Source organism: Janthinobacterium agaricidamnosum NBRC 102515 = DSM 9628 (genome assembly GCF_000723165.1).
Taxonomy (GTDB): Bacteria; Pseudomonadota; Gammaproteobacteria; order Burkholderiales; family Burkholderiaceae_D; genus Janthinobacterium; species Janthinobacterium agaricidamnosum.
In genome coordinates this window covers 392645-416835 of the sequence record NZ_HG322949.1, presented here as the reverse complement: position 1 = coordinate 416835, position 24191 = coordinate 392645, and the positions used below count along the sequence as shown (strand labels likewise).

The window sequence follows — 24191 nt, the reverse complement described above, 5'->3', positions numbered from 1 at the left end:
TGGTTCCCGGATTAAGTGGTACGCTCAAGCCACAGCATAGCCCATGGCTGCAAAAACACCTTGCCGCTCAGTTCCACGCCGCTCAAGCCGTCGCGCCAGCCGCCTTGCGGCAAGTCGCACGCGACGCTGCGGGCGCCGAAATTGCTCAGGTTGAGGAAGCGCGGTCCGCGCATCAGCGCCAGCACCGCCGCGTCGCCCGACGCCAGCAACTGGCGCGGCGCGTCGGCGGCCAGCGCCTCGTGGCGGCGGCGCAATTCGATCAGCTGGCGCAAGCCGGAAAACAGCCGTCCAACCACGCTGCTGCGGTCGTAGCGCCAGGCCAGCAGGGTGTCGTCGAACAGCGGCCGTTGCAGCCAGCGGCTATCCATCGCCCGGTCGGCCCGGCGGCTGTACGAATAATCGTTGGTCATGCCCAGTTCATCGCCCATGTACAGCATCGGCAAGGCGCCGAAACTGAGCGCCAGGCCATGCAGCAGCAGCAAACGGCGCAGCGCCAGGTCGCGCTCCCCGGCGTCGGCCGCGCTTTCCAGCCCGGTCAGCGAAGCCGCCATGCCGTTGCTGCCGTGCGCCTTGTCGGCGCTGCTGCTCTGGAATGCCGCGCCGCGCGCGAAACTGCCGTTGGCGCCGGCGAAAAACGCGGCGATGCGCGCCAGCCGCGCCGGGCCGTCGGCGCCGGCTTCGTTCAGCAGCACGTTCCAGCCGATGTCGTCGTGGCAGCGCACATAGCTGAGCCAGCACGCCGCCGGCGGCAGCGGCGGCGTGGCCTTGACCACTTCGCGCAGCAAACCGGTATCCTGTTCCGCCAGCGCGCCCCAGCCGGCCGCCATCAGGCTGCTGTGATAAGCGATATGGCATTCCGGCGCGGCGTCACTGCCGAAATAAGCCGGCAACTTCGGCGTCGGCACGATGGCTTCCGCCTTCATCAGCACGCCCGGCGCGGCGATCTCGACGATCGCGCGCATCGCCTGCAGCAGCATGTGCGCTTCCGGCTGGTTCATGCTGTCGGTACCTTCGCGCTTCCACAGGAAGGCCGTGGAATCGAGGCGGAACACTTCCACGCCGCGGTTGGCCAGGCCCAGCATGGCCGACATCATCGCACTAAACACCGCCGGGTTGGCGTAGTTCAGATCCCACTGGTATGGATAAAAAGTGGTCCAGACCCAGCGCTGCAACGACGCATCGAAAGTGAAATTGCCGGGCGCCGCCTGCGGGAAAATCTGGCCCAGCGTCGCTTCGTAACGGTCCGGCATCGCGCGGTCCGGGAAGGTATGGAAGAATTCGCGCAGCAGCGGATCGCCATTCTTGGCGCCCAGCGCCCATGCATGGTCGTCGGCGACATGGTTCAGGATCAGGTCGGAACACAGGCTGATGCCGGCGTCGCGCAATTGCGCCGTCAGCGATTCCAGGTCCGCGTTGCTGCCCAGTTCGGGATCGACTTCATCGAAACTGGCGACCGCAAAACCGCCGTCGCTTTCGCCGGCGCGCGGGCGCAGGAACGGCAGCAAATGCAGGTAGGTGACGCCCAGTTCGCGCAAATGCGGAATCCGCTGCGCCACGCCGTTCAGGCTGCCGCCGAAACGCTGCACATAGGCGCTGTAGCCCAGCATCCACTGGCTGGAAAACCAGTCCGGCCGGGCCAGCCGTTCGGCGTCGAGCCGCAGCAGCGCCGCCGGACGGGCCGCATGCAGCCGGCCCACGCTTTCCATCAGGTCGCAAAACCATGGCAGGAAATCGGCGCGGCCGCCGTACAAGCGCCCAAGGCGCTCGAACAGCACCGGCTCCTGCCGCGTGTAGCGGCGCGCCGCCTCGGTCTGCAAGTGAACGGGCATCGCCGCCAGCAGACACTCCAGCGGGGTTTTCTCAGACATCATAAAATCCAATCCGGTTTAAAACGTATATTTAAGGCTGACCTTGGCGGAACGGCCGGTGATCGAGCGGGCGGCATGGCCGTCGCCTTCCACTTCGGTATAACCGATCTTGTCGAGCAGGTTGTTGGCGCTCAGCGAGATCTGGGTTTGCGGCGTGATCTGGTAATTGATGAACGCGTTCAATACCTGGTAGGCCGGCAGCACGATGGTGTGCGCATCGTCGCCCCACGACTTGCCGGTGCCGATGTAGGTGGCGCCGAAGGTGGCGTCGCCCCACTCATAGGTCGGCGCCAGCTGGTACACCACCGGCGCCTGGCGCCGCGGGCTGTTGCCGATCACCGCTTCGTCGCCCGGCGCGGTGCCGGTGATGCGCGCGTGGGTATAAGTCAGGCCGCCGGTGATGCGGAAGCCGCCGGCGCTGTACGCCGTTTCCAGTTCCACGCCCTTGGCGTCGTAGTCGTTGGCGGTGCTGATCTGGGTCGTCGCTTCGAAATTGCTTTCCCTGGTCTTGGCCTGGAACAGCGTGACGAAGGCGCTCAGCGGACCCTGGCGCCATTTCACGCCGCCTTCGATCTGCTTGACGGTGTTGATATTGACCGGCGCGCTGCCGTCCAGCGGCGTGCCGAACAGGATGCGGTCGGCGTTGAACGCGACGCCTTCGCTGACCCGCGCGAACAGCGCCAGGTTTTTTTGCAGCTGGTAGTTGCCGCCCACCGAATACGAAGTGTGGTTCAGCGAATAGTCGACATTCTGCGCCGTCGCCGCCTGGTATTGCAGCGCGCCGGACGCATTCGCGGTGGCGATGTTGGCGCTGCCGCTGGCGCGCTGGTGGTCTTGCCGCACGCTGCCGTCGATATTCAGCGCGCCGCTTTCCCAGCCCAGGTTCAGGTACGGCGAGGTGGTCTTGTAATCGACGTCGATGGCGCGCGAGCAGCAGCCGCCGAAGGCCGGTCCGACCAGGCCCGGCGTGGCGCTGGCGGTTTTCAGCAGCGCCGGGCTGTCGCCGCTCGCCTGCAGCAGGTACTGGTTGAAGTTCCAGGTCAGCGCCAGCTTCTGGTTCGACAGGTACAGGCCGGCGGTGGTGGTCAGCTTGCCGCCGCCGACCTCGAACGTCTTGGCCACCTTGGTGTCGCTCAGCGTATTGCTGGCGTCGTCGATCGAGGTATTGAACACCACCGCCGAAAAGGCGCGGCCATTGTAGGCCTTGCCGGTATTCGGGCCGCTGGCGAACACGTAGTTGCCATTCTTGCCGTTATCGCCGGCGAACACGCCGATGAAGCGGCCGGAGTTTTGCGAAGTGCGGAAGTTTTCGCTCAGTTTCCAGCCGTCGTCGAGCTTGAACGACGACTCCAGCCCGATCGAGTCGCTGCGCACGTGCAGGCCGTCGTTGACGTTGGTCGAGATCGGCTGGTTGTTCTTGCCGAGCACCACGTCCGGCACCCAGTTCTTCGAATAAAAACTGACTTTGCGCGGATCGATGCCCGGGATTTCGGAAATCTGGCCATTGTTCACCTGCACCGGCACCGGCAGCGCGGTCGGCGATTTGTCGTCCAGGTGCTTGAACGAGACGCGCACAAAACCGTTGTCGAATTCATGCGTCAGGTTGCCGCGGATCTGGCCGCCGTCTTCGCTGTTGACGCCGGTGTGGCGGATGCCTTCGCCGTTGCGGTAAGAGCCGCCGATGAAGAAACGGGTACGCTCGGAAATCGGCGCGCCGTAATCGAAATCGACCCGCGTTTCATCGTAGCCGAGGCCGTGGCTGATGCCGATGCTGCCGCCCTTGTCCTTGCCGTTTTTGCCGATGAAATTGATGATGCCGCCCGGCGAGTTGGTCGCCAGCGTCGACGCGGCGCCGCCGCGCACCACTTCCAGGTGGTCCAGCGTGCCGTCGATCTTGACGAAACTGTCCGGGGTGGTGAAGTTGAAGTCGCCGAATTGCAGCACCGGCAAGCCGTCTTCCTGGATTTGCACGTAGCGCGAACCGCCGGCCGAAATCGGCAAGCCGCGCACGGTGATGTTGGCGTTGCCCTCGCCGCCCGACGATTCGGCGCGCAAACCCGGCACCGAACGCAATACCTCCGACGCGCTGGTCGGCGCGTTATTCAGGATGGTGTCCAGCTCCATGGTGCTGACCGAATTACTCGACTTCATTTTCGACGCGCCGCCGGTACTGCCGGTAACGACGATGCGTTCCAGGTTCAGGCCATCGGCCGGCGCCGCATTGGCGCCGGCAGCGTCAGGGGCTTGCTGGGCGTGGGCGGCGCCCAGTTGCAGCATCGCGACCGCGACGGCCGCGGCCATGCAGCCAAGTTTGGCAATACGTGTATCCATCATCGTCTCCGTTATTGTGCGTGGCCGCGTCGTGGCGGCCGCTGTCATGAATCCAGTCTGATGCGCAGCGGGCGCACATGCTGGGCAAGTGCGCCATTATTCATCGAATGAAAATTTATTGCAATCGATTGCATATAAGCGCCGCAACATGCAATTTGCGTTGTTTTTACGCAAAAACCTAAAGTTTCATGCAGGAGAAATACGCTTCATTAATCGAAACGCCAAGATTTTCATGCTGCATTGCAACATGAAAAATCACAGAAAATTGAAGATTATTGCAATCGGTTGCAATTCATCAGTTGCAATAATTAACAGCTGCTGGAGGCGCGCACCATCAATTCGGTCGGCAACTGGTTCGACGCCATCGGCGTGCCGTCGACCAGCGCCAGCAGCGACGACACCAGCGCCCGGCCGGCGGCGCGGATCGGCTGGCGCACGGTGGTCAGCGGCGGATGGAAATACGCGGCCAGCTCGATATCGTCGTAGCCGACCACCGCCACCTGTTCCGGCACAGACCAGCCATGCTGGCGCAGGGCGCTGATGGCGCTCATCGCCAGCAAGTCGCTGCAGGCGAAGATCGCGTCGAACGCCGTGCCGCGCCGCATCAGCTCCTGCACCGCCAGCGCGCCGCCCTGCGGCAGGAAGGAGCCCGGCACATACAGCTGCTCTTCGCAATCGATGCCGCGCATGCCCAGCGCCTCGGCATACCCCTGGTGGCGCTGCGCCACTTCGGGCAGGTTGATGTCGCCGAAAAAGGCGATCCGCCGGCGTCCCTGTCCCAGCAAGTGTTCCGCCGCCAGCCGGCCGCCGGCCACGTTGTCGCCGCCGACGGTGCAATACAGCTGCTGCGGCATGTGCGCGCCCCACACCACGATCGGTACCTGGCGCGCCGCCAGCTGGTTCAACTGGTCGTGATGGCGCCACTGGCCGATCAGGATGATGCCGATCACGCGGCCGCTGTCGAACGATTGCGCGGCCGCGTCCAGCGTTTCGGCGTCGACCCGCGAAATCAGCATGTCGAAACCCTGCTCGGTCAGCGCATCGGCCAGGCTGCCCAGCATGCCGAGGAAAAACGGGTCCGACAAATGCTGGCGCGTCGCCGCGTCATACGGCACCACCACGCCGACCGTGCGGTTTTGCTTCAGGCGCAGGTTTTGCGCGCCGATATTGATCGAGTAATTCAGCGAGCGCGCCAACTCCATCACGCGCGCGCGGGTTTCCTGGTTGACCAGCGGACTGCCGCTCAGCGCGCGCGAGACGGTTGACGTCGACACGCCGGCCAGGCGCGCGATGTCGGCCATTTGCAGGCGCTGCTGCGCCTTCGGATCGTTATTTTTATGCATGGTGTGCGGACCGCTGGTGAACAATCTGCCGCTTACTGCGGAACGGTGTCCTTGAACGAGGGACGTTCCGACAATTTGTCGAACAGCCGGCCCAGCGCCGGATGCTGCGCGCGCCAGTCGATTTCGGGAAAGCGGAAGCTGAGCCAGCCCAGCGCGCAGCCGACCGCCACGTCGGCCAGCGTATACTTCTTGCCGGCGCAAAATGCGCTGTCGCCCAGCTTGCGTTCCAGTTCCGCCAGGCCGTGTCTCACCTTGGCCAGCTGGCGCGCGATCCACTCGGGGCTTTGCTGTTCCGGCGCACGCAGCGTGCGTTCCAGCCGCGCCAGCACGCCGGCGTCGAGGATGCCGTCGGCCAGCGCTTCCCAGCACTTGACGTCGGTCCGTTCGCGGCCATTCGCGCCCGGCAGCAATTTGCAGACCGGCGTCAGCGTGTCCAGGTATTCGACGATGACGCGCGAATCGTGCAGCGCGCTGCCGTCTTCCATCACCAGGCAGGGCACTTTGGCGAGCGGATTGCAGAGCTGTATCCTGGTGTCGGGCGCCCAGACGTTTTCAAGTTCAAACACGTAATCGAGCTTTTTTTCCGCCAGCACGATGCGGACTTTGCGGACATACGGGCTGGCAAGGGAACCGATCAGTTTCATGGTCACTTCTAATAAAGGGCTGGATGCCAGTATAACATCGCAAGTCACTCGGCCAGCCTTGCACTGCCTATACAACAGTTACGGGTTTGCACCGCCCAGCGGTGGTAAAATCCCGCTTTGACGCTGGCCGCGCCGCGCTCCAGGCCCGCGCGCCGGCACGGCGGCGCCAGCACGGCGGCGCCAGCCGCCAGACCAACCATTTCTTTAACTTGCGTCCGCTCCCATGACTTCTACTACTCCGTACTCCACGCTGTCGGCCCTCTCCCCGCTGGATGGCCGTTACGCCGCCAAGACCGATTCCCTGCGCCCGATCCTGTCCGAAGCGGGTTTCATGCACCACCGCGTGAAAGTGGAAATTTCCTGGTTGCAAGCATTGTCGCAAGCCGGCTTTGCCGAAATCAAGCCGTTCTCGGCCAGCGCGAATGCCTTGCTCGACAAGATGGCGGCCGATTTCAGCGAAGCCGACGCGGCGCGCATCAAGGCCATCGAAGCGGTCACCAACCATGACGTCAAGGCGGTCGAATACTGGCTCAAGGAACAAGTGCAAGACGTGCCGGAACTGGTCGCGGCCTCGGAATTCATCCATTTCGCCTGCACTTCGGAAGACATCAACAACACCTCGCACGGCATGATGCTGAAAGCCGCGCGCGACAAGGTGATGCTGCCGACGCTGCAAGGGCTGCTGGCCAAGCTGACCCAGATCGCCCACGACAACGCCGACGTATCGCTGCTGGCGCGCACCCACGGCCAGGCGGCCAGCCCGACCACCCTGGGCAAGGAATTCGCCAACGTCGTGGCACGCTTGCAGCGTGCGGTCCAGCGCATCGGACAAGTGGAAATCCTCGGCAAGATGAATGGCGCGGTCGGCAACTACAACGCGCACCTGTCGGCCTACCCCGACTTCGACTGGCCGGCGTTTTCCAAGGCCGTCATCGAACAGCGCCTCGGCCTGGTGTTCAATCCGTACACCATCCAGATCGAACCGCACGACTACATGGCCGAGCTGTTCGACGCGTTCGCCCGCGCCAACACCATCTTGCTGGACTTGAACCGCGATATCTGGAGCTATGTGTCGCTCGGTTACTTCAAGCAAAAAACCAAGGCCGGCGAAATCGGTTCGTCGACCATGCCGCACAAGGTCAACCCGATCGACTTTGAAAACTCGGAAGGCAACCTGGGCCTGGCCAACGCCGTGCTGAAACACCTGTCCGAAAAATTGCCGGTATCGCGTCTGCAGCGCGACCTGACCGATTCGACCGTGCTGCGCAATATCGGCGTCGGCCTCGGTTATACGTTGCTGGCCTACGACAGTTGCCTGCGCGGCTTGAACAAGCTGGAAGTGAATCCGGCGCGGCTGGCGCAAGACCTCGACGCGACCTGGGAAGTATTGGCCGAGCCGGTACAAACCGTGATGCGCCGCTACGGCATCGAAAATCCGTACGAGCAACTGAAGGAATTAACCCGCGGCAAAGGCATTTCGCGCGAGGCGCTGCAGGAATTCGTCAACGGCCTGGCGATTCCGCAAGAAGCCAAGGACTTGCTGTTGGCCATGACGCCAGCCAATTACATCGGCATTGCGGCGCAATTGGCACGCGCAATTTGATGCTTTAAGCCTGTCTTAAGGACAAGATCATGTCATCCGGGCCGGTCGTTGCGGCTGGCCCGGAATAAAATTAGTTTCATATAGCGTAGTGATACTATTATTTTAAGTTGTTTTCGCGTATTTTAGTGGAGTGCAGCAACAAGCAACAGGTCGCCGCCAGCGGCGGGAATAAAATTAGTTCCACCCAGCATATTTTGTTTTTCTTTGGTAGTATTAGTCCTAATACGTACTATTTACCAGAAAGCAGCCACATGCAACGCTATACCAAAACCGCAATGTTATTGCACTGGCTAATCGCCTTGCTGATCATTGCCGCCTTCACACTGGGCCTGGTGATGACCGGCATCCCCGGTTTCAGTCCCAGCAAACTGAAATACTTTTCATGGCATAAATGGCTGGGCGTGACCGTCCTCGGCCTCGCCTGCCTGCGCGTGCTGTGGCGTCGCTTCAACGTGCCGCCTCCGCATCCGCTCAATATGCCGGTCTGGCAAAAGAAGGCGGCCGACGGCATGCACATCGTGCTGTACCTGCTGATTTTCGGCGTGCCGGTTTCCGGCTACCTGTTTACGCTGGCGGCCGGCATACCGGTGGTGTACCTGGGCCTGTTCCAGCTGCCGGTATTCATGGCGCCGAATCCGGAGTTGAAACCCCTGCTCAGGGAAATCCACTACCTGTTGAACATGACCATGGCCGCCGCGGTTGCCGCGCACGTGCTGGCCGCGTTGAAACACCAATTCATCGATCGCGACGGCGTACTCCAGCGCATGCTGCCGTGATTCAGTCATTACCCCATCGATTCCCCGCCGGCGATCGTTCTTTCGTTCTCGACAAATAGCATGACCACTATTACCTCAGGAGTTGTTTCATGAAAATTACACACCGCATCGTTCTCGCTTCCCTGCTCGGCCTGTCGCTGGTCGCCAGCGCCGCCACCCTGCTGAAAACCGACCCCGCCAAAAGCAGCGTCTCGGCCACCTTCAAGCAAATGAATGTGCCGGTCGAATCGCCGTTCAAGAAGTTCAATATCGTGATCGACTACAACGCCGCGACGCCGGATGCGTCGAAAGCGACGGTCGACATCGAAACCGCCAGCCTCGACATGGGCGACCCGGAATACAACAAGGAAGTGACCAAGAAAGAATGGTTCAATTCCGCGCAATTCCCGAAAGCCAGTTTCGCCTCGACCAGCATCAAGGCGGCCGGCGCCGGCAAGCTGAACGTCACCGGCAAGCTGACCATCAAGGGCAAGACCGTCGACGTGGCCTTCCCGCTGACCGTCAAGACCGAAGGCGGCAAGCAAGTCTTTGACGGCGTGCTGCCGATCAAGCGCCTGGCCTTCAACATCGGCGAAGGCGAATGGAAGGACACCTCCATCGTGGCCGACGATGTCACCATCAAGTTCCACGTGACCGCGGCGCCTTGATCGTTCATCTGCACAGTAACACCCGACAGCGCAGTCTTTCTCGATAAGGAAAACCATGAAATTCAAGCATCTGATCATCGCTTTGCTGGCCGCCTCCGCAGGTTCCGCTTTCGCCGCCGATACCTACAATATCGACCCGCTGCACACCTATCCAAGCTTCGAAGCCGATCACCACGGCCTGTCGTTCTGGCGCGGCAAGTTCAACAAGACCAGCGGCACCGTGACGCTGGACCGCGCCGCCAAGACCGGCTCGCTGGACATCGTCATCGACACCACCTCGATCGATTTCGGCCTGCCAGCGATGAACAGCGAAGCCAAAAAGCCGATCATGTTCAACGTCGAGAAATTCCCGACCGCGACGTACAAAAGCAAATCGTTCAAGTTCGACGGCGACAAGCCGGTGTCGGTCGAAGGCGAGCTGACCTTGCTGGGCGTGACCAAGCCGGTGGCCCTGACGATCAAGCAATTCAAGTGCGCGCTGGATCCACGCCTGAAACGCGAAGTGTGCGGCGCCGATGCGTCGGCCGAATTCAAGCGCACCGATTTCGGCCTCAGCTACGGCGGGCCGTCGTTCGCGCCGGAAGTCAGGTTGGCGATTCAGGTGGAAGCCATCAAGGCCGATTAAGAGCCTATCCCAGTAGTGAGCGTCTTCTGCTGGCAGCGCCTCAGGAGCGCCAGAAGAAGGCGTATTCATCTACCGGGATAAAGCCTGACAAAACCTGCTGCGCACAGCCCCTGGTCCGGTTCACACCGGCAAGGGGCTTTTTTTTGCCTGCAAAAAAGCCGCTGGACTTTTCAATCGTGCGGGGGCAGTATCAAACCGTCATCGGCTGTTCGACGCGTGTGAGTCCTTACCTATTCCCGGTTCCATTTTGCTTGCCACACCGCCAGGCACCGGGCTGGCGGCAACCATTCATCTATAGCGCGGAGGAATATTATGAATTTCATCATCTGGATCGTTATCGGCGGCATCATCGGCTGGCTGGCCAGCATCGTCATGAAAACCGATGCCCAGCAAGGCATTTTCCTCAATATCGTCGTCGGCGTGATCGGCGCCTTCCTTGGCGGCTGGCTACTGGCCCCGCTATTTGGCACAGGCACCATCAATAGCGACGACTTCAGCCTGGCGTCACTGTTCGTTTCCTTCCTCGGCGCGCTGATCTTGCTGGCCATCGTCAATTTCATCCGCCGCGGCAAGGCGCGATAGCCGTCCCGCTAAACCAGCGGTCCGGCATTTTCAGTTCGATCAGATTACCGTTGCAAGCCATTCCGGCCGGCGCCTTTCAGGGTCGGCCGGAATTGTTTTTACAGCAAACAAGATGTCTGTGTGCTAGCACATTCCCGTCAGCCGTGCTACGTCGGCCTTAAATGCCACAGTGTTTTGTTTCGATGCTTCATAGATAAAGTTTGTAGTTGACTATTACGGTAGCGGTGAGGATACTCTAGGTCGCCCAATGAATATATCTGGGCAACCACAATGTAAGACTTCCTCACTTTTTTTGCCAACGACAAGAACTCGCATGAAAAAAACACTGATCACGCTCGCCATCCTGAGCAACTTCGCGCACGCCGACGAAGGTATGTGGATGCCGCAGCAGCTACCACAAGTAGCGAAAGAACTGAAAGCCGCCGGCTTGAAGCTGGACCCGAAAACCCTGACCAAACTGACCGAATTCCCGATGGGCGCGATCGTCAGCCTGGGCAATTGCTCGGCTTCCTTCGTGTCGCCGCAAGGCCTGGTCGCCACCAACCATCACTGCGTGTACAACAGCGTGGCGGTCAATTCGACCAAGGAACATGATTACCTGGCCAATGGTTTCCTGGCGAAAACTTTTGCCGAAGAATTGCCGGCCGCTCCAGGCAGCCGCATTTTCGTGACCACCGCAGTGACCAACGTCAGCGACAAGATCATCACCCCTGATGTCGCCAAGCTGACCGGCAAGCAACGCATCGCCGCGATCGAAAACAATCAGAAAAAGCTGGTTGCCGAGTGCGAAAAAGACAGCGGCCACCGCTGCACCGTGTCGGCCTATTACGGCGGCCTGGAGTTTTACCTGATCAAGCAACTGGAAATTCGCGACGTGCGCCTGGTGCACGCGCCGGCGCTCGGCGTCGGTAAATTCGGTGGCGACACCGACAACTGGATGTGGCCGCGCCACACCGGCGACTACGGTTTTTACCGCGCCTACGTCAGCAAGGACGGCAAGGCCGCCGACTATAGCAAGGACAACGTTCCTTACGTGCCGAAACACGTGCTGAAACTGGCCAAGGAAGGCGTCAAGGAAGGCGACTTCGTCATGGCGCTGGGCTATCCAGGCCGCACCAACCGCCACCGCCTGCCATCGGAAGTGGCGTTTACGTTCGGCTGGAACTACCCTGCCTTCGTCAAGGCGTCCGGCGAAACGCTGGCCATCATCGCCCGCGAAACCAAGGATGACAAGGATGTCGCACTGAAATACGCGGGCCAGGTCGCCAGCGTGAACAATTACTACAAGAACCGCCAGGGCATGGTCGATTCCTACGCCGGCAGCGATTTCCTGGCCCGCAAGACCAAGGAACAGGAAGAGCTGAAAGCATGGGTCAACGCCGATCCTGCGCGCAAGGCCGAATACGCCAACGATATCGAACAAGTTGAAAAACTGATCGCCGAGCGCGATGCCGATATCAAGCGCGATTTTTTCCTGAGCTACTCGCAACCGCGTTTGCTGAACACCGCGCGCACCCTGTATCGCCTCGCCAATGAAAACGCCAAGGCCGATGCACAGCGTAAATCGGGTTACCAGTTGCGCGATGTGCCGCGCATCGAATCGGGCGTCAATTCGGTCGAACGCACCTACGACCAGAAAGTCGACAAGGCGCTGGTCTTGAACAGCCTGGCCAAGTACGCCGCTGAACCGGCGGGACAACGCCGCGCCAGCTTCGATGCCGCGATCGGCATCAAGGATGGCATGAGCCAGGCCGAACTGGCCGCCGCGCTGGACGCGCTGTACGCCGGCAGCAAGCTGGGCGACAAGGCGGAACGCAGCGCATGGCTGAAACGCACGCCGGCTGAATTCCAGGCCAGCAACGACAGCTTCATCAAGGCCGCCGTCGCGATGTATCCGGACAGCCTGAAAAACGAAGCGGAAGATGAAGAACTGTCCGGCAAGATCCAGCAAACCTACGCCAGCTACATGAAGGCGAAAATCGCCTACCTGAAGAGCAAGGGCCAGGCCGTCTACCCTGACGCCAACAGCACGCTGCGCGTGACCTTCGGCCGCATTGCCAGCCGCGACCATGGCGTCGACGGCACCGCCTGGACCGCGTTCACCACCGTCAATGGCGTCGTGGCAAAAGCAACCGGCAGCGGCGAGTTCAATGCCCCTGCTGGACAACTGGCGGCGATCAAGGCCAAGGACTTTGGCAAATACGTCGATCCGAAACTGAAAACCGTACCGGTCGATTACCTGGCAACCTTGGATATTACCGGGGGCAATTCCGGTTCGGCAGCGCTGAACGCCAAAGGCGAATTCATCGGCCTGGCATTCGACGGCACGCTCGATTCGATCATTTCCGACTGGGACTACAACAAGGCCAACACCCGCTCGATCCAGGTCGACTTGCGCTACATCCTGTGGAACATGAAACATGTCGACCACGCCGACAAGCTGTTGAAAGAAATGGGCGTCGAATAATATTGTTGGATAACAACAAGTAATAAGCCTGGTCTCCAGGCAGTTGTAACTTGAAGCCACCTTTCGGGGTGGCTTTTTTTATGCGTGCGGCACCGGCCGTTCATGCTTCTTTCGACAAGCGCTTGATCACCTGGGGAGGCTGTCCGCAGGCGCGCAAGAACGCTTGCCGCATCCGTTCGCGGTTGCCAAAGCCAGTCTCCCTGGCAATGATATCGATCGAATGGCTGCTCGTTTCCATCAGCACGCGGGCCGCTTCGACCCGCAGCCGTTCGACTGCGCTGGCGGGCGAACTTCCCGTTTCCTCTCGAAACACCCGGCTGAATTGGCGCGGACTGAGCCGCGCAACCGCCGCGAGGACGTCGACCGACAGCGCGCTCTTCAAATTCTCCCTGGCAAAGGTCAGCGCGGTCTGCACGCGATCCGACTTCGCGCCGATATCCAGCAGCGCGGAAAACTGCGATTGTCCGCCGGTACGCCGGTGATAGATCACCAGCTTGCGCGCGATGGTCTTGCTGATTTCCGGCCCCAGGTCCTGCTCGACCAAGGCCAAGGCCAGGTCCAGCCCCGCGCTCATGCCGGCCGAGGTCCAGATCTGTCCATCGATGACAAAAATGCGATCGTCGTCAAGCGTGATTTTCGGATACGCCTTACCGAGCCGCCGCGTGTAGTCCCAGTGCGTCGTTGCGCGCCGGCCATCCAGCAATCCTGCGGCGGCGAGCACAAATGCGCCGGTGCAGACCGCGGCAACGCGCCGGCTGTGATCCGGAGCCTGTTGCAAAAAGGCTTGCAACCCTGTGGACGGTCCGATGCAATCGTTATTCCCGAGCACGATCAAGGTGTCGAACTGCCGTTCAGGGAATGCGGCGGTATGGACCTCGAATCCCTGCGACGACCGTACCGGCCCGCCCTGCTCCGACACCAGCGTCACGTGATAAACGGGCTTGCCGGACAACAGGTTCGCATATTCGAAAACGGTGCCCAGCGCTAAGCCCAATGCCTGGAAGCCGTCATATACAACAATTCCAATATCCAAAACCACCTCCATCGATGTCCTAAATCCTTGCACCTACGTCATTGCAGCCATCATGACACGCCCCTACACTGGCTCCAAGCACATTCGCCGACAAGCAAGGAGTCACACATGGGAAAGACCGTCACAATCAGGCGCCCCGATGGGCAAGAGCTGCAAGGCTATCTCGCAGAACCTGAAAAAAATACCGGGAACGCACCGGGGATCGTCGTGCTCCAGGAATGGTGGGGCCTTAACGGGCAAATTCGGGCGGTCGCCGACCGGCTGGCGAGCGCCGGCTACCTGGCGCTGGTCCCGGACCTTTACAGGGGCAAGTCTACCGTGGAGCAAGAGGAAGCAAGCCACCTGATGAACGGACTCGATTTTGCCGATGCGGCGTCGCAGGATGTGCGTGGAGCGATCCAGTACCTGCAGTCGCGGGCGTCGAAGGTCGGCAGCATGGGCTTTTGCATGGGAGGCGCATTGGTGATCATGAGCGCCGTTTGCAACCCGGAACTTGACGCGGCAGTGACGTTCTATGGCTTCCCGCCGCTGGAATACATCGATCCGCAACAAATCAAGGTCCCGCTGCAAGGGCATTGGGCGACCCAGGACCAGCATTTTAAATTGGAAACGGTGGCAGAGCTCGAGACCATGCTGGACAACGCTGGTGTCGCGCTCGATTTTCATCGCTACCTGGCGCCGCATGCCTTTGCCAACGAAGAAGCGGTCGGCAACGGCCGCATGCCGACCAGTCAATACGATCCCGTGTGGGCCCGGCAAGCGTGGGACCGGACGCTGACGTTTTTCGGAAAGCATCTGTTTGCTTGAACGGCCAGCCCGATTGCCGCCCCGCCCTGGCGCTATCTGGCCGGGCGCGCCGATGGCTTGCGCCTGATCGTCCCCTTGGCGGGAAGCAAGTTTCCGCCCGTTGAAAATTCGTATCGCTGGCCCGGATCCAAATAGCTGATGCGTAACTGGCCGGCACTCGTCACGACGCCCAGCAAGCGGGCGCCGTTGAGATGCAGCAAGGCCAGGTCGGCGCCGGGAAAGCGCTGCGGGATTTGCTCGATATCGCCATGCTCGGCAGCATCGCCGATAATGAAGATCCGGTAAGTTCCGGTTTGTTGCGTGCCAAAGTCGAGCATGCTGCTGATGCTATCGGGTCCGCCAGGCGCGGCGCGTCCGGGCATCGCCGTCAGCCGCAACCGGGCGGCCCCCTTGCTGACATGAATCGCATCCCAGGTTTTCAGCGGAAACAGTTTCTGGAAACCCAGTTCACGTAATTGCTGCGCCACCTTGACCGTGCTGACAATCGGCGTATCGCGCTTCAGCAATAGCACCCCGGCCAGACGTTCCTTCGGCAATTGCGACAGCAGCACCAGATCCGCCGGCGGCGACAGCGCGCCATCGGGTTCGCTGACGATGGTCACCCCCTGGTACTGGATAACGGCGGTGGCGCTGCCGGAAAACTGTAGCGTGCCGGAAAAAGGTATCAGGGGAAGCGCCGGCGCCGGTTCGGCCGGCAATCGCAAGGTGTAACGGGGAGCACTGTTTTGCCCTAGCGCAATATTTAGCAGCGACGCCAAACAAAGTCCGGTCAGCCACCGTGCATTCGATATTTTCAGCATGTTTCCCCCGTGAAAACCGATCGACCATCCAGTAATAACACATGCCCGTCTGGCGCCATCTGCAACACATCAAATGCCGGGTCCGGATGCTACAATGAGCGCTCGACGGCGTACTTATCCAGTGCGCTTTTCACGCTTTCCCGGAATCTCATCGCCATGCAGGCAGATATGCGCACACCCTACGAACTCGGCAATAAAAACCAGACCACGACCTGGCTGGCATGCATCCAATTTTATAAAGAACTGGCCTCGCGCTTTCCGCAGATATTGCACTTCGAGCAAATCGGCCTGTCCGATTCCGGCGTGCCTATCCATGCCGGCGTGGTCAGCGCCGATGGCGTATTCGACCGCGAGCAAATCAAGCGGGCCGGCCGTACCGTGTTTTTCAACAATAACGGCATCCATCCGGGCGAACCGGAAGGCGTCGATTCCTGCATGGCAATGGTGCGCGACCTGTGCTTCGAGCCGGCCCGCCTGGCCGCGCTGGGTGATATGGTGCTGCTGTTCATTCCGCTCTACAACGTCGACGGCAGCTTGAACCGCGCCGACACCTCGCGCGTGAACCAGGATGGCCCGGAACAATTCGGTTTCCGCGGCAATAGCCGCCACCTGGACCTGAACCGCGACTTCATCAAGTGCGACAGCCTGAACGCGCAAGTGTTCAACCGCCTGCTGGCCAGCTGGGATCCGGACGTGATGGTCGATACCCACACCTCGAACGGCGCCGACTACCCGTACACGATGACCCTGATCCACACCCAGACCGACAAGCTCGGCAGCGGCTTGGGACCATTCTTGCAAGACACCATGTTGCCGCACATCTTTGCGGAAATGAAAAACGCTGGCTGGCCGACTTGCCCGTATGTCAATCCGGTCAAGGATAGCCCGGACCACGGCATCGCCGAATTCCTCGAAGTGCCGCGCTTTTCGACCGGCTTTGCCGCTCTGCATCATGTGATCGGCTTCATGCCGGAAACCCATATGCTAAAACCCTTCGCCGACCGCTACGACTCGATGCGCGCCTTGCTCGACGTCACCATGGCGTTCACGGTGCAACACGGCGCGCGCATTCAGCAATTGCGGACCGCCGCCAAGGCCGAAGGCGCACAGCGTACGCATTGGCCGGTCAGCTGGAAAATGGATGAAAGTAAACCGTCGACCTTCCGCTTCAGCGGTTACGCGGCCAAATACACGCCCAGCATCATCGGCGATTACCAGCGCCTGTCCTACGACCGCAGCCAGCCGTGGGAGCGCGACATCGCCTATTACAACCACTTCACGGCCGACGTGGTGATCGCCGCGCCAAAAGCGTACGTGGTGCCGCAAGCGTGGCGCGAAGTCATTGAACGGCTGCAATGGAACGGCGTCGAAATGACGCGCATCGAAACCTCTGCTACGGTCGACGCCAGGTACTACCATATCCTGTCGGCCGGCTCGCGGGCGCATGCCTACGAAGGCCATATGTTCCATGACGAGGTACGACTGGAACAGCGCAGCATCCAGGCGCAATTGCAAGTCGGCGATTATTATATTTCGCTGAACCAGGATAATGCCCGCTACGCGGTGGAAACCCTGGAACCGCAAGGCCACGACAGTTTCTTCCGCTGGGGTTTCTTCAACAGCGTGCTGGAAAAGAAAGAAGCGTTTTCCGATTACGTGTTCGAAGACATGGCGTCCGCATTGCTGCGCGACGAGCCGGCCCTGGCCGCCAAGTTCGGGCAATGGAAAATCGCCCATCCTGAATTGCTCAGCAATCAGGAAGCCGTGCTTGATTTCATCTTTGAGAATTGCCAGCGTTACGCCGAGCCGGAATGGCGGCGCTATCCGGTCTTGTCGATTATTTAAATACTCGCCTGCCGGTATGACAAGCGCTGCACTGAAGTTTAGAGCCTATCTCAGTAGATGAATACGCCCTCTTCTGGCGCTCCTCAGTAGCGGGGACTGGGTTGATCGTCGTCGCGTGGCCCGTCACGCGTCCTCCTCACGCCTGGTCCGCGCTGCCGATGCGCTGCCAGCAGACGACGCTCACTACCGGGATAGAATCTTAGTGCAGCGTTTCTATTTTTGCGGTGACAGCAAAGGCACCATCATGCATTACGCGCTCAATCCACGCACCTTTATCTACAGCCATTATTTCTACCTCGGGCTTCGGGTCGCGATCGGCCTGGTCGGCCTGACTTTCCTGACGCTGGCGGTCAGCGACAGCGCTACCGCGATGACGGTCGGCATCGGCGCGCTGTGCACCATGCTGATGGACATGCCCAGTCCGCTGCGTCACAAATTGAATGAAATGCTGGCCGCGGTCTTGCTGTGCAGCGCAGTCACGCTGCTGATCAGCTTGTGCAGCCAGGTGCACTGGCTGCTCTTGACGGTGCTGGTGCTGATCAGTTTTCTGGCCAGCATGATGGTGGTCTACGGCAAGAAGTCGATGCCCTTGCAACTGGCCGCACTGTTCATCATGACCATGTCGATGGAGCATGACATGACGCCGGCGCAATCGTTCCATCACGCGGCCCTGTTCATGGCCGGCGGTCTCGCTTACCTGGTGTATGCGATGGCCATCGCCTGGTTCTTGCGCCACCGCATCAAGCAGCAAGTGCTGGCCGAGGCGCTGTTCGAACTGGCCGCCTACATCGATATCAAGGCCGATTTCTACGACACCCGCTACAACCTGACCGAACAATTCAACAAGCTGGTGCGCCATCAAAGCGTGCTGGCCGACCGGCAACAAGCGTCGCGCGACTTGATCTTGCGCAGCCACGACAACAGCAAGGATGCGATCGTCGCGCAAGTCCACGTCTGCATGCTCGACCTGTATGAACTGATTTTGTCGACCCATACCGATTACGCCCAGTTGCGCACGCACCTGGCCGATTCGGACGTGCTGGTGGCGCTGCGCAAGCTGGCGTTCAAGGCGGCGCGCGACATCGAGGCGGTGGCGTATGCGATGACGCGCAAGCGCGCCTCCTATGCGCAAATCGACTACGACACCGAGTGGCAAGCCATCGAAGCGGAAATCGAGGAGTTGCAACGGCGTGTCGCGGCCGGCGAGCCGGTGCAGGAAGCGCTGGCTACGCTGCGCGCCCAGCGCAACAAGATCCGCGCCCTGATCAGGATGACAGGCGAGCTGCACCTGGCGTCGCAAACCATCCAGCACGACATGCCGTTCTGGAGCGGCGCCGACCTGGCGCCCTTTTTATCGCAGCAAAAATATGAAATCCAGATGCTGCTGTCGAACCTGCGCCTCGACTCGCCGGTATTCCGCTTCGCGCTGCGGGTGGCGATGGCGATTTCCGTCGGCTTGCTGATCGGCCACCAATTGCCGTATATGGCGCACAGTTACTGGATCGTGCTGACCATCGTCATCATCCTGCGGCCCACCTTCAGCATGACCAAACAGCGCCGTGGCGACCGCATCATCGGCACCATCATCGGCTGCGTGCTGACCGCGCTGGTGCTGTACCTGGTGCACAGCACCATCGCCATCGTCGCGATCCTGTTCCTCGCCATCGTCGCCACGCCGACCTTCATCCACCTGCGCTACCGCTACACGGCGATCGCCGTCAGCATGCTGATCCTGCTGCAAATGCACCTGGTGGCGCCCGACAATACCAACCTGATCGGCGAACGCCTGATCGACACCTTCATCGGCGCGGCGGTGGCCACCGTGTTCAGCTTCGTGCTGGCCAGTTGGGAATACCAAAGCTTGCAGCGGCTGATACGACAAGTGCTGGCGGCCAACCTGACCTATATGGCAGCCAGTTTCGCATTATTGCAAGGCAAGTGCGCCAACGATATGGCCTACCGCATCGAACGCAAGCGGCTGATGGACAGCCTGGCGGCGCTCAGCTCGGCGCTGGTGCGCATGCTCGACGAACCGGCCGGCAAACAGCGCGCGGTGGAAGACATCAACCTGTTCATCGTGCAAAACTATTTGCTGGTGGCCCATGTCGCCGCGCTGCGCTCAATCCTCAGCCGCCATGCGGCGCAATTGCCGGTGGCGGCGGTGAATGCCATACTGGAACACAGCCACCGCCAAGTATGCCAAACTTTATCGCTGGCGCTGGCGCACCAGGATAACGCTGCACCGGCCAGCCGTTCCTTGCCTGACACAATCACCGGGCCAGACCCGGCAAGCTGGTCAGGCTGGCCGCTGGTGCAGCGCCGTATCCGGTTGTTACAAGCCGATGCCGACAAGATCGTGGTGCATAGCGAGGCGATCGTGCATATCGTCGCGCCGCAGGCAGCTTAAGAAATACGCTAACAGCCGATGCTCTTGCGGCGGCGCTTGACTTCATACATGGCGCGGTCGGCCTTGTCGACCAGGAAATCGATCTTGCGTCCATCGTCGGGAAACACCGCCAAGCCTATGCTGGCGCGCAAACTCAGTTGGTGCTGCTCGAATTGCAGCGGAAAGTCGATGCATTCAGCCAGCCGGTCGCGCTTCGACTCGACGCCGCTGCGGCTGGCGACATGCGACAGGATCACGCCGAATTCATCGCCGCCGACGCGCGCCACGGTATCGGTTTCGCGGCATTCGCCGGCGATGCGCTGCGCCAATTCCTTGATCGCCGCGTCGCCGGCACGGTGGCCGTAGCGGTCGTTGATCGGTTTTAAGTCGTCCATGTCGAGGAATAAAATGCCGACCCGCTCCGAGTGGCGCTCGGCATGCGCCAGCGACTGGCGCAGCCGGTCGAAAAACAGCGCCCGGTTGGCGATGCCGGTCAGCGCATCGTGGGTGGCGCGAAAATACAATTCATTGGTTTCAAATTTTGCCGCGTGGAACATCGCGGCGGCGATCAATTCCGACATCAGGCCCAGCACTTCGATATCGCCATCGTTGAAGGCGCACGGCAACGGCGACAGCACTTTCAGCGCGCCGACCGTCACATCCAGGTGATGCAGCGGCACCAGTATCATCGACCGCAAACCGACCTTGCGGCACGCTTCGCGGTCGACCCGGGGATCGGTTTCGGAATCAGTGCAATGCAAGATCTTGCCCTGCTCCACGCATAAGCCGGACAGGCTGCCGCGCTGCTGCAAGCGCAAACCGAGTTGAGGTTCGGCAATCCCGCAAGCGGCCCGGTACACCATTTGCTCGCCCTCGGCCAATTCGACCACGGCGCCGGCCGCGCCGGTCAAGAATTGCGCGCGCCGCGCCACCAGCGCCATCACATCGGCCAGATCCAGGCCAGCCTTGGCGATTTCGGTCTGGATACGGATGATTTCCAGCAGGGTTGCTGCGCTGGGCGACGAAATCAAGGTCTGGGCATGCATGTCGTTACGGATGTTCTTGCTTAAAAATCAATCCTTGATGGTCTCATAGAAATTTCCAATCAGCAATAAGCGATCCGCCTTGCCATACGGAGAATTCATATTTATTACGCAGCATCAATAGATAAAACCAGCGATAAAAAAAAGCCCGCAGCGGCTGCGGGCTATCTTCAGCAACTCGGCGGCCGGGTCAGCCGGCCTTCTTGTTCAAGCGTGAATTGCGGATGCTGTAGCCGAAATAAATCAGCACCGTCACCGCCATCCACGCAGTGAATACATGGAAGGTTGTGCTCGACAAATCGCGCATGATGTACAGGCACGCAAACACGCTCAAGCCCGGCACCAGGTAAGGACCGAACGGCACCCGGAAACCCTTGATGCCATTGCCGTTTTCCTTGCGGCGCAATACCGGCACCGCCAGCGACACGACGATGAAGGCGGTCAAGGTGCCCATGCTGACCATATCCCACAGGAACGTCGCATCGACCGAACCGGCAACCAGTCCCACCACCAGACACACAATCAGGGTGTTGCTGACCGGCGCCAGCGTGCGCGGGTTGACGGTCTGGAACGATTTCGGGATCAAGCCGTCGCGGCTGATGGCAAACAGGATGCGGGTCTGGCCATAGATCGTCACCAGCGTCACGCTGAACACGGAAATCACCGCGCCGGCAGACAGGATCAGCGCCGGCCACGTTTGCCCCGTGACGTTTTGCAAGATCACCGACAGGCCGGCTTCCTGGCCTTCGAACATATGGGCCGGTTGGGCGCCCAGCGCGGCGAACGCGACCAGCAAATAAAACACGGTGACGATGGCCAGCGCGCCAAGGATGCCGCGCGGCACGTTGCGGTTCGGATCCTTGACTTCGTCGCCGGCGGTGGCCACCGTGTCGAGCCCGATAAACGAGAAAAACACCGTGCCGGCGGCGGCCGTCACGCCGGTCATGCCGGCAAAACCCTTGCTATTGTCGGCATTGAAAAATGGGAAAAAGTTTTCTGTATGAAAGCCGGAAAAGGCGATCACCAGGAAAAATATCAGGATCGCCAGCTTGATCAGCACCATCACCGCATTGATGGTGGCCGATTCCTTGGTGCCGCGTATCAGCAGGAAACCGCACATAATCACCAGCAAGACCGGCGGCAAGTTGATGTGGCCGGCGTGGAATTCCACGCCATTGGCCCCGGAAACGATCATCGGCGAGCGCAGCATCGCGGGGATTTGCCAGCCGATCGCATTGCCGAGGAAATTATTCAGGTAGGACGACCAGCCGATCGCCGTGGCGCTGGCCGCCAAGCCATATTCGAGCAACAGGCAGGCCGCCATGACGAAGGCGAGGAATTCGCCGACGGTGGCGTAAGCGAAGGAATACGACGATCCGGACGCGGGTATGCGAAATGACAACTCGGCGTAGCATAGCGCCGTCAGCCCGGCGGTCACGGCCGCGATCAGGAACGACAGGATCACCGACGGCCCGGCCTTGGGCACCGCCTCGACCATGGTAAAAAAAATCCCGGTGCCGATGGTGGAACCGACCCCGATCATGGTCAGGGAAAACAAACCGATCGAACGGCTCAATCCACTGCTGCTGAGGCCCTCGCCATGGACGACCGTGGTATCGATCGGCTTGGTGCGGGTTAATTTCTGGACCAGGGTTTGGTTCACAGGCATCCTTTAATGGTGTGATGGTGCGCAAAGCGCTACAAAAATGACGCCTGGTCCGCATCGCGGCCAGGCCGGATGCGCAAGAGGCGCCATTTTCAAAAACTAAGCGATTATAGGGCTTTCATCCGCATAGCCAAACAGATGTTTTATGCAGGAAAACAACGCCGCATGCAGCGGCAAGTGTCCGAACAAGATGGAATATGGTAAGCGCAAGATGAAAAAAACTGTGGATGGGCGTCATTTACCCGCCACAGTTTCACGTTGCAGCGCTTATTTTTTGGGCAGCATCGGTTTCGGCAACGGTCCGCCCGCTTCATAACCGAGCGGCACTTCCGCATCATGGCGCGGATGACGCTTGCCTGGCGCCAGTCCCAGCACGTAATACAGCACCGTCAGCAATACCAGCCAGGCCGGCCCGATGACCAGCGCCACCCGGGTATCCGGGAAATACGCCATCAGCCCGATGACCAGCACCAGGAAAGCCAGCGAAATCCACGAACCGTAGGGCGCGAACGGCATGCGGAAAGCCAGTGCCTTGACTTGGGCGGCCGTCAAGGTCTTGCGGAAGCGCATCTGCGTGACCAGGATCACGCCCCAGGTCCAGACCGCGCCGAAGGTCGAGATCGACGTGACCCAGACAAACACTTTTTCCGGCACCAGGTAATTGAGCAACACGCCGGCCAGCAAGGCCAGCACCGACACCATGATGGCGCGGTGCGGCACGCCATTCGACGACGTTGCCGCGAACGGCTGCGGCGCCTGGCCCTGCAGCGCCAGGTTGTACAGCATGCGGCCGGTGCTGAAAATGCCGCCATTGCACGACGACAAGGCTGCCGTCAGCACCACGAAGTTGATGATGCCGGCCGCCGTCTTGATGCCGAGCCGCTCGAACGTCATGACGAACGGGCTGCCCTGAGTGCCGATCTGGTCCCACGGATAAATCGACAGGATCACGAACAGCGCGCCGACATAAAAAATCAGGATGCGCCAAAACACTGAATTGATCGCGTCCGGAATCGATTTTTTCGGGTTGGCCGCCTCGCCGGCCGTCAAGCCGATCATTTCGACCCCGAGGTAGGCGAACATCACCATTTGCAGCGACATCAGCACGCCTTGCGCGCCATTCGGGAAAAAGCCGCCATGGCTCCATAAATTGGCAATCCCGATCGCCACCCCGTCGTTGCCGAGGCCAAACACAATCATGCCGGCGCCGCCGATGATCATCAGCACGATGGTGACCACCTTGATCAGCGCAAACCAGAATTCGAATTCGCCGTAGGCTTTGACGGCCAGCAAGTTGACCGAGCCCATCGCGGCCACCGCGCCCAGCGCCCAGATCCAGCGCGGCACGTCCGGGAACCACACGCCCATATAGATTGCCACGGCGGTGATTTCGGCGATACAAGTAACCAGCCACAAGAACCAGTAATTCCAGCCGGTCAGGTAGCCCGACAGCGGCCCCAGGTAATCTTGCGCGTAGCGGCTGAACGAACCGGCCACCGGATTGTGCACCGCCATTTCGCCGAGCGCGCGCATGATCATGAAAATCACCGCGCCGCCGATGATGTAAGACAGCATGATGCCCGGGCCGGCCATCTTGATCGCATTGCCGGAACCCAGGAACAAGCCGACGCCAATCGCGGCGCCAAGCGCCATCAGGCGGATCTGGCGCTCTCCGAGGCCACGCTGCAAGCCCTGCTCAGTTACTTTCATTCAATCTTCTCCTGT

General features: G+C 60.5%; 19 protein-coding genes. 9 read left to right on the top strand and 10 right to left on the bottom strand.

Translation table 11 applies throughout. The features are described from left to right. Window positions 1-11 precede the first annotated feature (11 nt). The 5 genes from GJA_RS01640 to GJA_RS27685 all read right to left on the bottom strand — a co-directional run bounded on the left by GJA_RS01640 (window position 12) and on the right by GJA_RS27685 (window position 6386). Window positions 12-1868, bottom strand: a complete 1857-nt coding sequence (locus tag GJA_RS01640) for an alpha-amylase family protein (protein WP_038498336.1) — start codon at window positions 1866-1868, stop codon at window positions 12-14. A gap of 18 nt (window positions 1869-1886) precedes the next feature. Beyond that, a complete protein-coding gene (locus GJA_RS01635; RefSeq protein ID WP_038488056.1) occupies window positions 1887-4199 on the bottom strand; it encodes a TonB-dependent receptor in 2313 nt (770 codons plus the stop codon). Between the two features lie 308 nt (window positions 4200-4507). Further along, window positions 4508-5542, bottom strand: coding sequence for a LacI family DNA-binding transcriptional regulator (locus GJA_RS01630; RefSeq protein WP_038498333.1), 1035 nt, complete (start codon window positions 5540-5542; stop codon window positions 4508-4510). A 32-nt stretch (window positions 5543-5574) separates the two neighbouring features. Beyond that, entirely contained in the window at window positions 5575-6186 is a 612-nt protein-coding gene (locus GJA_RS01625; RefSeq protein WP_038488053.1) for a glutathione S-transferase C-terminal domain-containing protein, read from the bottom strand. A gap of 44 nt (window positions 6187-6230) precedes the next feature. Beyond that, window positions 6231-6386, bottom strand: coding sequence for a hypothetical protein (locus tag GJA_RS27685; RefSeq protein WP_156484108.1), 156 nt, complete (start codon window positions 6384-6386; stop codon window positions 6231-6233). A 23-nt stretch (window positions 6387-6409) separates the two neighbouring features. On the opposite strand from GJA_RS27685, the gene purB reads away from it, so the two are divergent. The 6 genes from purB to GJA_RS01595 all read left to right on the top strand — a co-directional run bounded on the left by purB (window position 6410) and on the right by GJA_RS01595 (window position 12886). After that, entirely contained in the window at window positions 6410-7789 is a 1380-nt protein-coding gene (purB, locus tag GJA_RS01620) for an adenylosuccinate lyase (RefSeq protein ID WP_038488050.1), read from the top strand. A 251-nt stretch (window positions 7790-8040) separates the two neighbouring features. Further along, the gene (locus tag GJA_RS01615; protein ID WP_038488048.1) at window positions 8041-8565 is read left to right on the top strand and encodes a cytochrome b; all 525 of its coding nucleotides are present in this window, start codon (window positions 8041-8043) and stop codon (window positions 8563-8565) included. A gap of 89 nt (window positions 8566-8654) precedes the next feature. Next, window positions 8655-9212 (top strand): YceI family protein, encoded by a 558-nt coding sequence (locus GJA_RS01610; protein ID WP_051780134.1) that lies wholly within the window; start codon window positions 8655-8657, stop codon window positions 9210-9212. Window positions 9213-9267: 55 nt separating this feature from the next. Then, on the top strand, window positions 9268-9837 hold the full coding sequence (locus GJA_RS01605; protein ID WP_038488045.1) for a YceI family protein: 570 nt from the start codon (window positions 9268-9270) through the stop codon (window positions 9835-9837). A 312-nt stretch (window positions 9838-10149) separates the two neighbouring features. Continuing rightward, window positions 10150-10419 (top strand): GlsB/YeaQ/YmgE family stress response membrane protein, encoded by a 270-nt coding sequence (locus GJA_RS01600; protein WP_038488042.1) that lies wholly within the window; start codon window positions 10150-10152, stop codon window positions 10417-10419. A 313-nt stretch (window positions 10420-10732) separates the two neighbouring features. After that, a complete protein-coding gene (locus GJA_RS01595; protein ID WP_038488039.1) occupies window positions 10733-12886 on the top strand; it encodes a S46 family peptidase in 2154 nt (717 codons plus the stop codon). 100 nt (window positions 12887-12986) lie between these two features. On the opposite strand, the gene GJA_RS01590 is transcribed toward GJA_RS01595, so the two are convergent. Then, window positions 12987-13931, bottom strand: coding sequence for a GlxA family transcriptional regulator (locus GJA_RS01590; RefSeq protein WP_038488036.1), 945 nt, complete (start codon window positions 13929-13931; stop codon window positions 12987-12989). 96 nt (window positions 13932-14027) lie between these two features. On the opposite strand from GJA_RS01590, the gene GJA_RS01585 reads away from it, so the two are divergent. Next, a complete protein-coding gene (locus GJA_RS01585; protein WP_038488032.1) occupies window positions 14028-14726 on the top strand; it encodes a dienelactone hydrolase family protein in 699 nt (232 codons plus the stop codon). A gap of 32 nt (window positions 14727-14758) precedes the next feature. Here GJA_RS01585 and GJA_RS01580 read toward each other — a convergent pair whose 3' ends face one another. Then, entirely contained in the window at window positions 14759-15484 is a 726-nt protein-coding gene (locus GJA_RS01580) for an MBL fold metallo-hydrolase (protein ID WP_144241403.1), read from the bottom strand. A 210-nt stretch (window positions 15485-15694) separates the two neighbouring features. Here GJA_RS01580 and GJA_RS01575 point away from each other — a divergent pair, with 210 nt between their 5' ends. Together GJA_RS01575 and GJA_RS01570 are read left to right on the top strand one after the other, a co-directional pair. Then, complete coding sequence (locus GJA_RS01575; RefSeq protein WP_422567896.1) at window positions 15695-17371, top strand: M14 family zinc carboxypeptidase; 1677 nt, start codon at window positions 15695-15697, stop codon at window positions 17369-17371. Between the two features lie 244 nt (window positions 17372-17615). Next, entirely contained in the window at window positions 17616-19778 is a 2163-nt protein-coding gene (locus tag GJA_RS01570) for an FUSC family protein (RefSeq protein ID WP_038498324.1), read from the top strand. Between the two features lie 8 nt (window positions 19779-19786). Here GJA_RS01570 and GJA_RS01565 read toward each other — a convergent pair whose 3' ends face one another. The 3 genes from GJA_RS01565 to GJA_RS01555 form a co-directional block, all read right to left on the bottom strand. Continuing rightward, window positions 19787-20803, bottom strand: a complete 1017-nt coding sequence (locus GJA_RS01565) for a sensor domain-containing diguanylate cyclase (protein ID WP_038488026.1) — start codon at window positions 20801-20803, stop codon at window positions 19787-19789. 187 nt (window positions 20804-20990) lie between these two features. Continuing rightward, window positions 20991-22463: an APC family permease gene (locus tag GJA_RS01560; protein ID WP_081905202.1), complete on the bottom strand. Its 1473-nt coding sequence runs from the start codon at window positions 22461-22463 to the stop codon at window positions 20991-20993. Window positions 22464-22733: 270 nt separating this feature from the next. Beyond that, window positions 22734-24176: an amino acid permease gene (locus GJA_RS01555; RefSeq protein ID WP_038488019.1), complete on the bottom strand. Its 1443-nt coding sequence runs from the start codon at window positions 24174-24176 to the stop codon at window positions 22734-22736. Window positions 24177-24191: the final 15 nt, after the last annotated feature.

Bases quoted from the DNA above. Each gene is read 5' to 3' on its own strand.
- GJA_RS01610 (WP_051780134.1), top strand. From the start codon at position 8,655: ATGAAAATTACACACCGCATCGTTCTCGCTTCCCTGCTCGGCCTGTCG.
- purB (WP_038488050.1), top strand. From the start codon at position 6,410: ATGACTTCTACTACTCCGTACTCCACGCTGTCGGCCCTCTCCCCGCTG.
- GJA_RS01585 (WP_038488032.1), top strand. From the start codon at position 14,028: ATGGGAAAGACCGTCACAATCAGGCGCCCCGATGGGCAAGAGCTGCAA.
- GJA_RS01575 (WP_422567896.1), top strand. From the start codon at position 15,695: ATGCGCACACCCTACGAACTCGGCAATAAAAACCAGACCACGACCTGG.
- GJA_RS01640 (WP_038498336.1), bottom strand. From the start codon at position 1,868: ATGTCTGAGAAAACCCCGCTGGAGTGTCTGCTGGCGGCGATGCCCGTT.
- GJA_RS01590 (WP_038488036.1), bottom strand. From the start codon at position 13,931: ATGGAGGTGGTTTTGGATATTGGAATTGTTGTATATGACGGCTTCCAG.
- GJA_RS01570 (WP_038498324.1), top strand. From the start codon at position 17,616: ATGCATTACGCGCTCAATCCACGCACCTTTATCTACAGCCATTATTTC.
- GJA_RS01615 (WP_038488048.1), top strand. From the start codon at position 8,041: ATGCAACGCTATACCAAAACCGCAATGTTATTGCACTGGCTAATCGCC.
- GJA_RS01565 (WP_038488026.1), bottom strand. From the start codon at position 20,803: ATGCATGCCCAGACCTTGATTTCGTCGCCCAGCGCAGCAACCCTGCTG.
- GJA_RS01625 (WP_038488053.1), bottom strand. From the start codon at position 6,186: ATGAAACTGATCGGTTCCCTTGCCAGCCCGTATGTCCGCAAAGTCCGC.
- GJA_RS01630 (WP_038498333.1), bottom strand. From the start codon at position 5,542: ATGCATAAAAATAACGATCCGAAGGCGCAGCAGCGCCTGCAAATGGCC.
- GJA_RS01605 (WP_038488045.1), top strand. From the start codon at position 9,268: ATGAAATTCAAGCATCTGATCATCGCTTTGCTGGCCGCCTCCGCAGGT.
- GJA_RS01555 (WP_038488019.1), bottom strand. From the start codon at position 24,176: ATGAAAGTAACTGAGCAGGGCTTGCAGCGTGGCCTCGGAGAGCGCCAG.
- GJA_RS01635 (WP_038488056.1), bottom strand. From the start codon at position 4,199: ATGGATACACGTATTGCCAAACTTGGCTGCATGGCCGCGGCCGTCGCG.
- GJA_RS01595 (WP_038488039.1), top strand. From the start codon at position 10,733: ATGAAAAAAACACTGATCACGCTCGCCATCCTGAGCAACTTCGCGCAC.
- GJA_RS01600 (WP_038488042.1), top strand. From the start codon at position 10,150: ATGAATTTCATCATCTGGATCGTTATCGGCGGCATCATCGGCTGGCTG.
- GJA_RS27685 (WP_156484108.1), bottom strand. From the start codon at position 6,386: ATGGTTGGTCTGGCGGCTGGCGCCGCCGTGCTGGCGCCGCCGTGCCGG.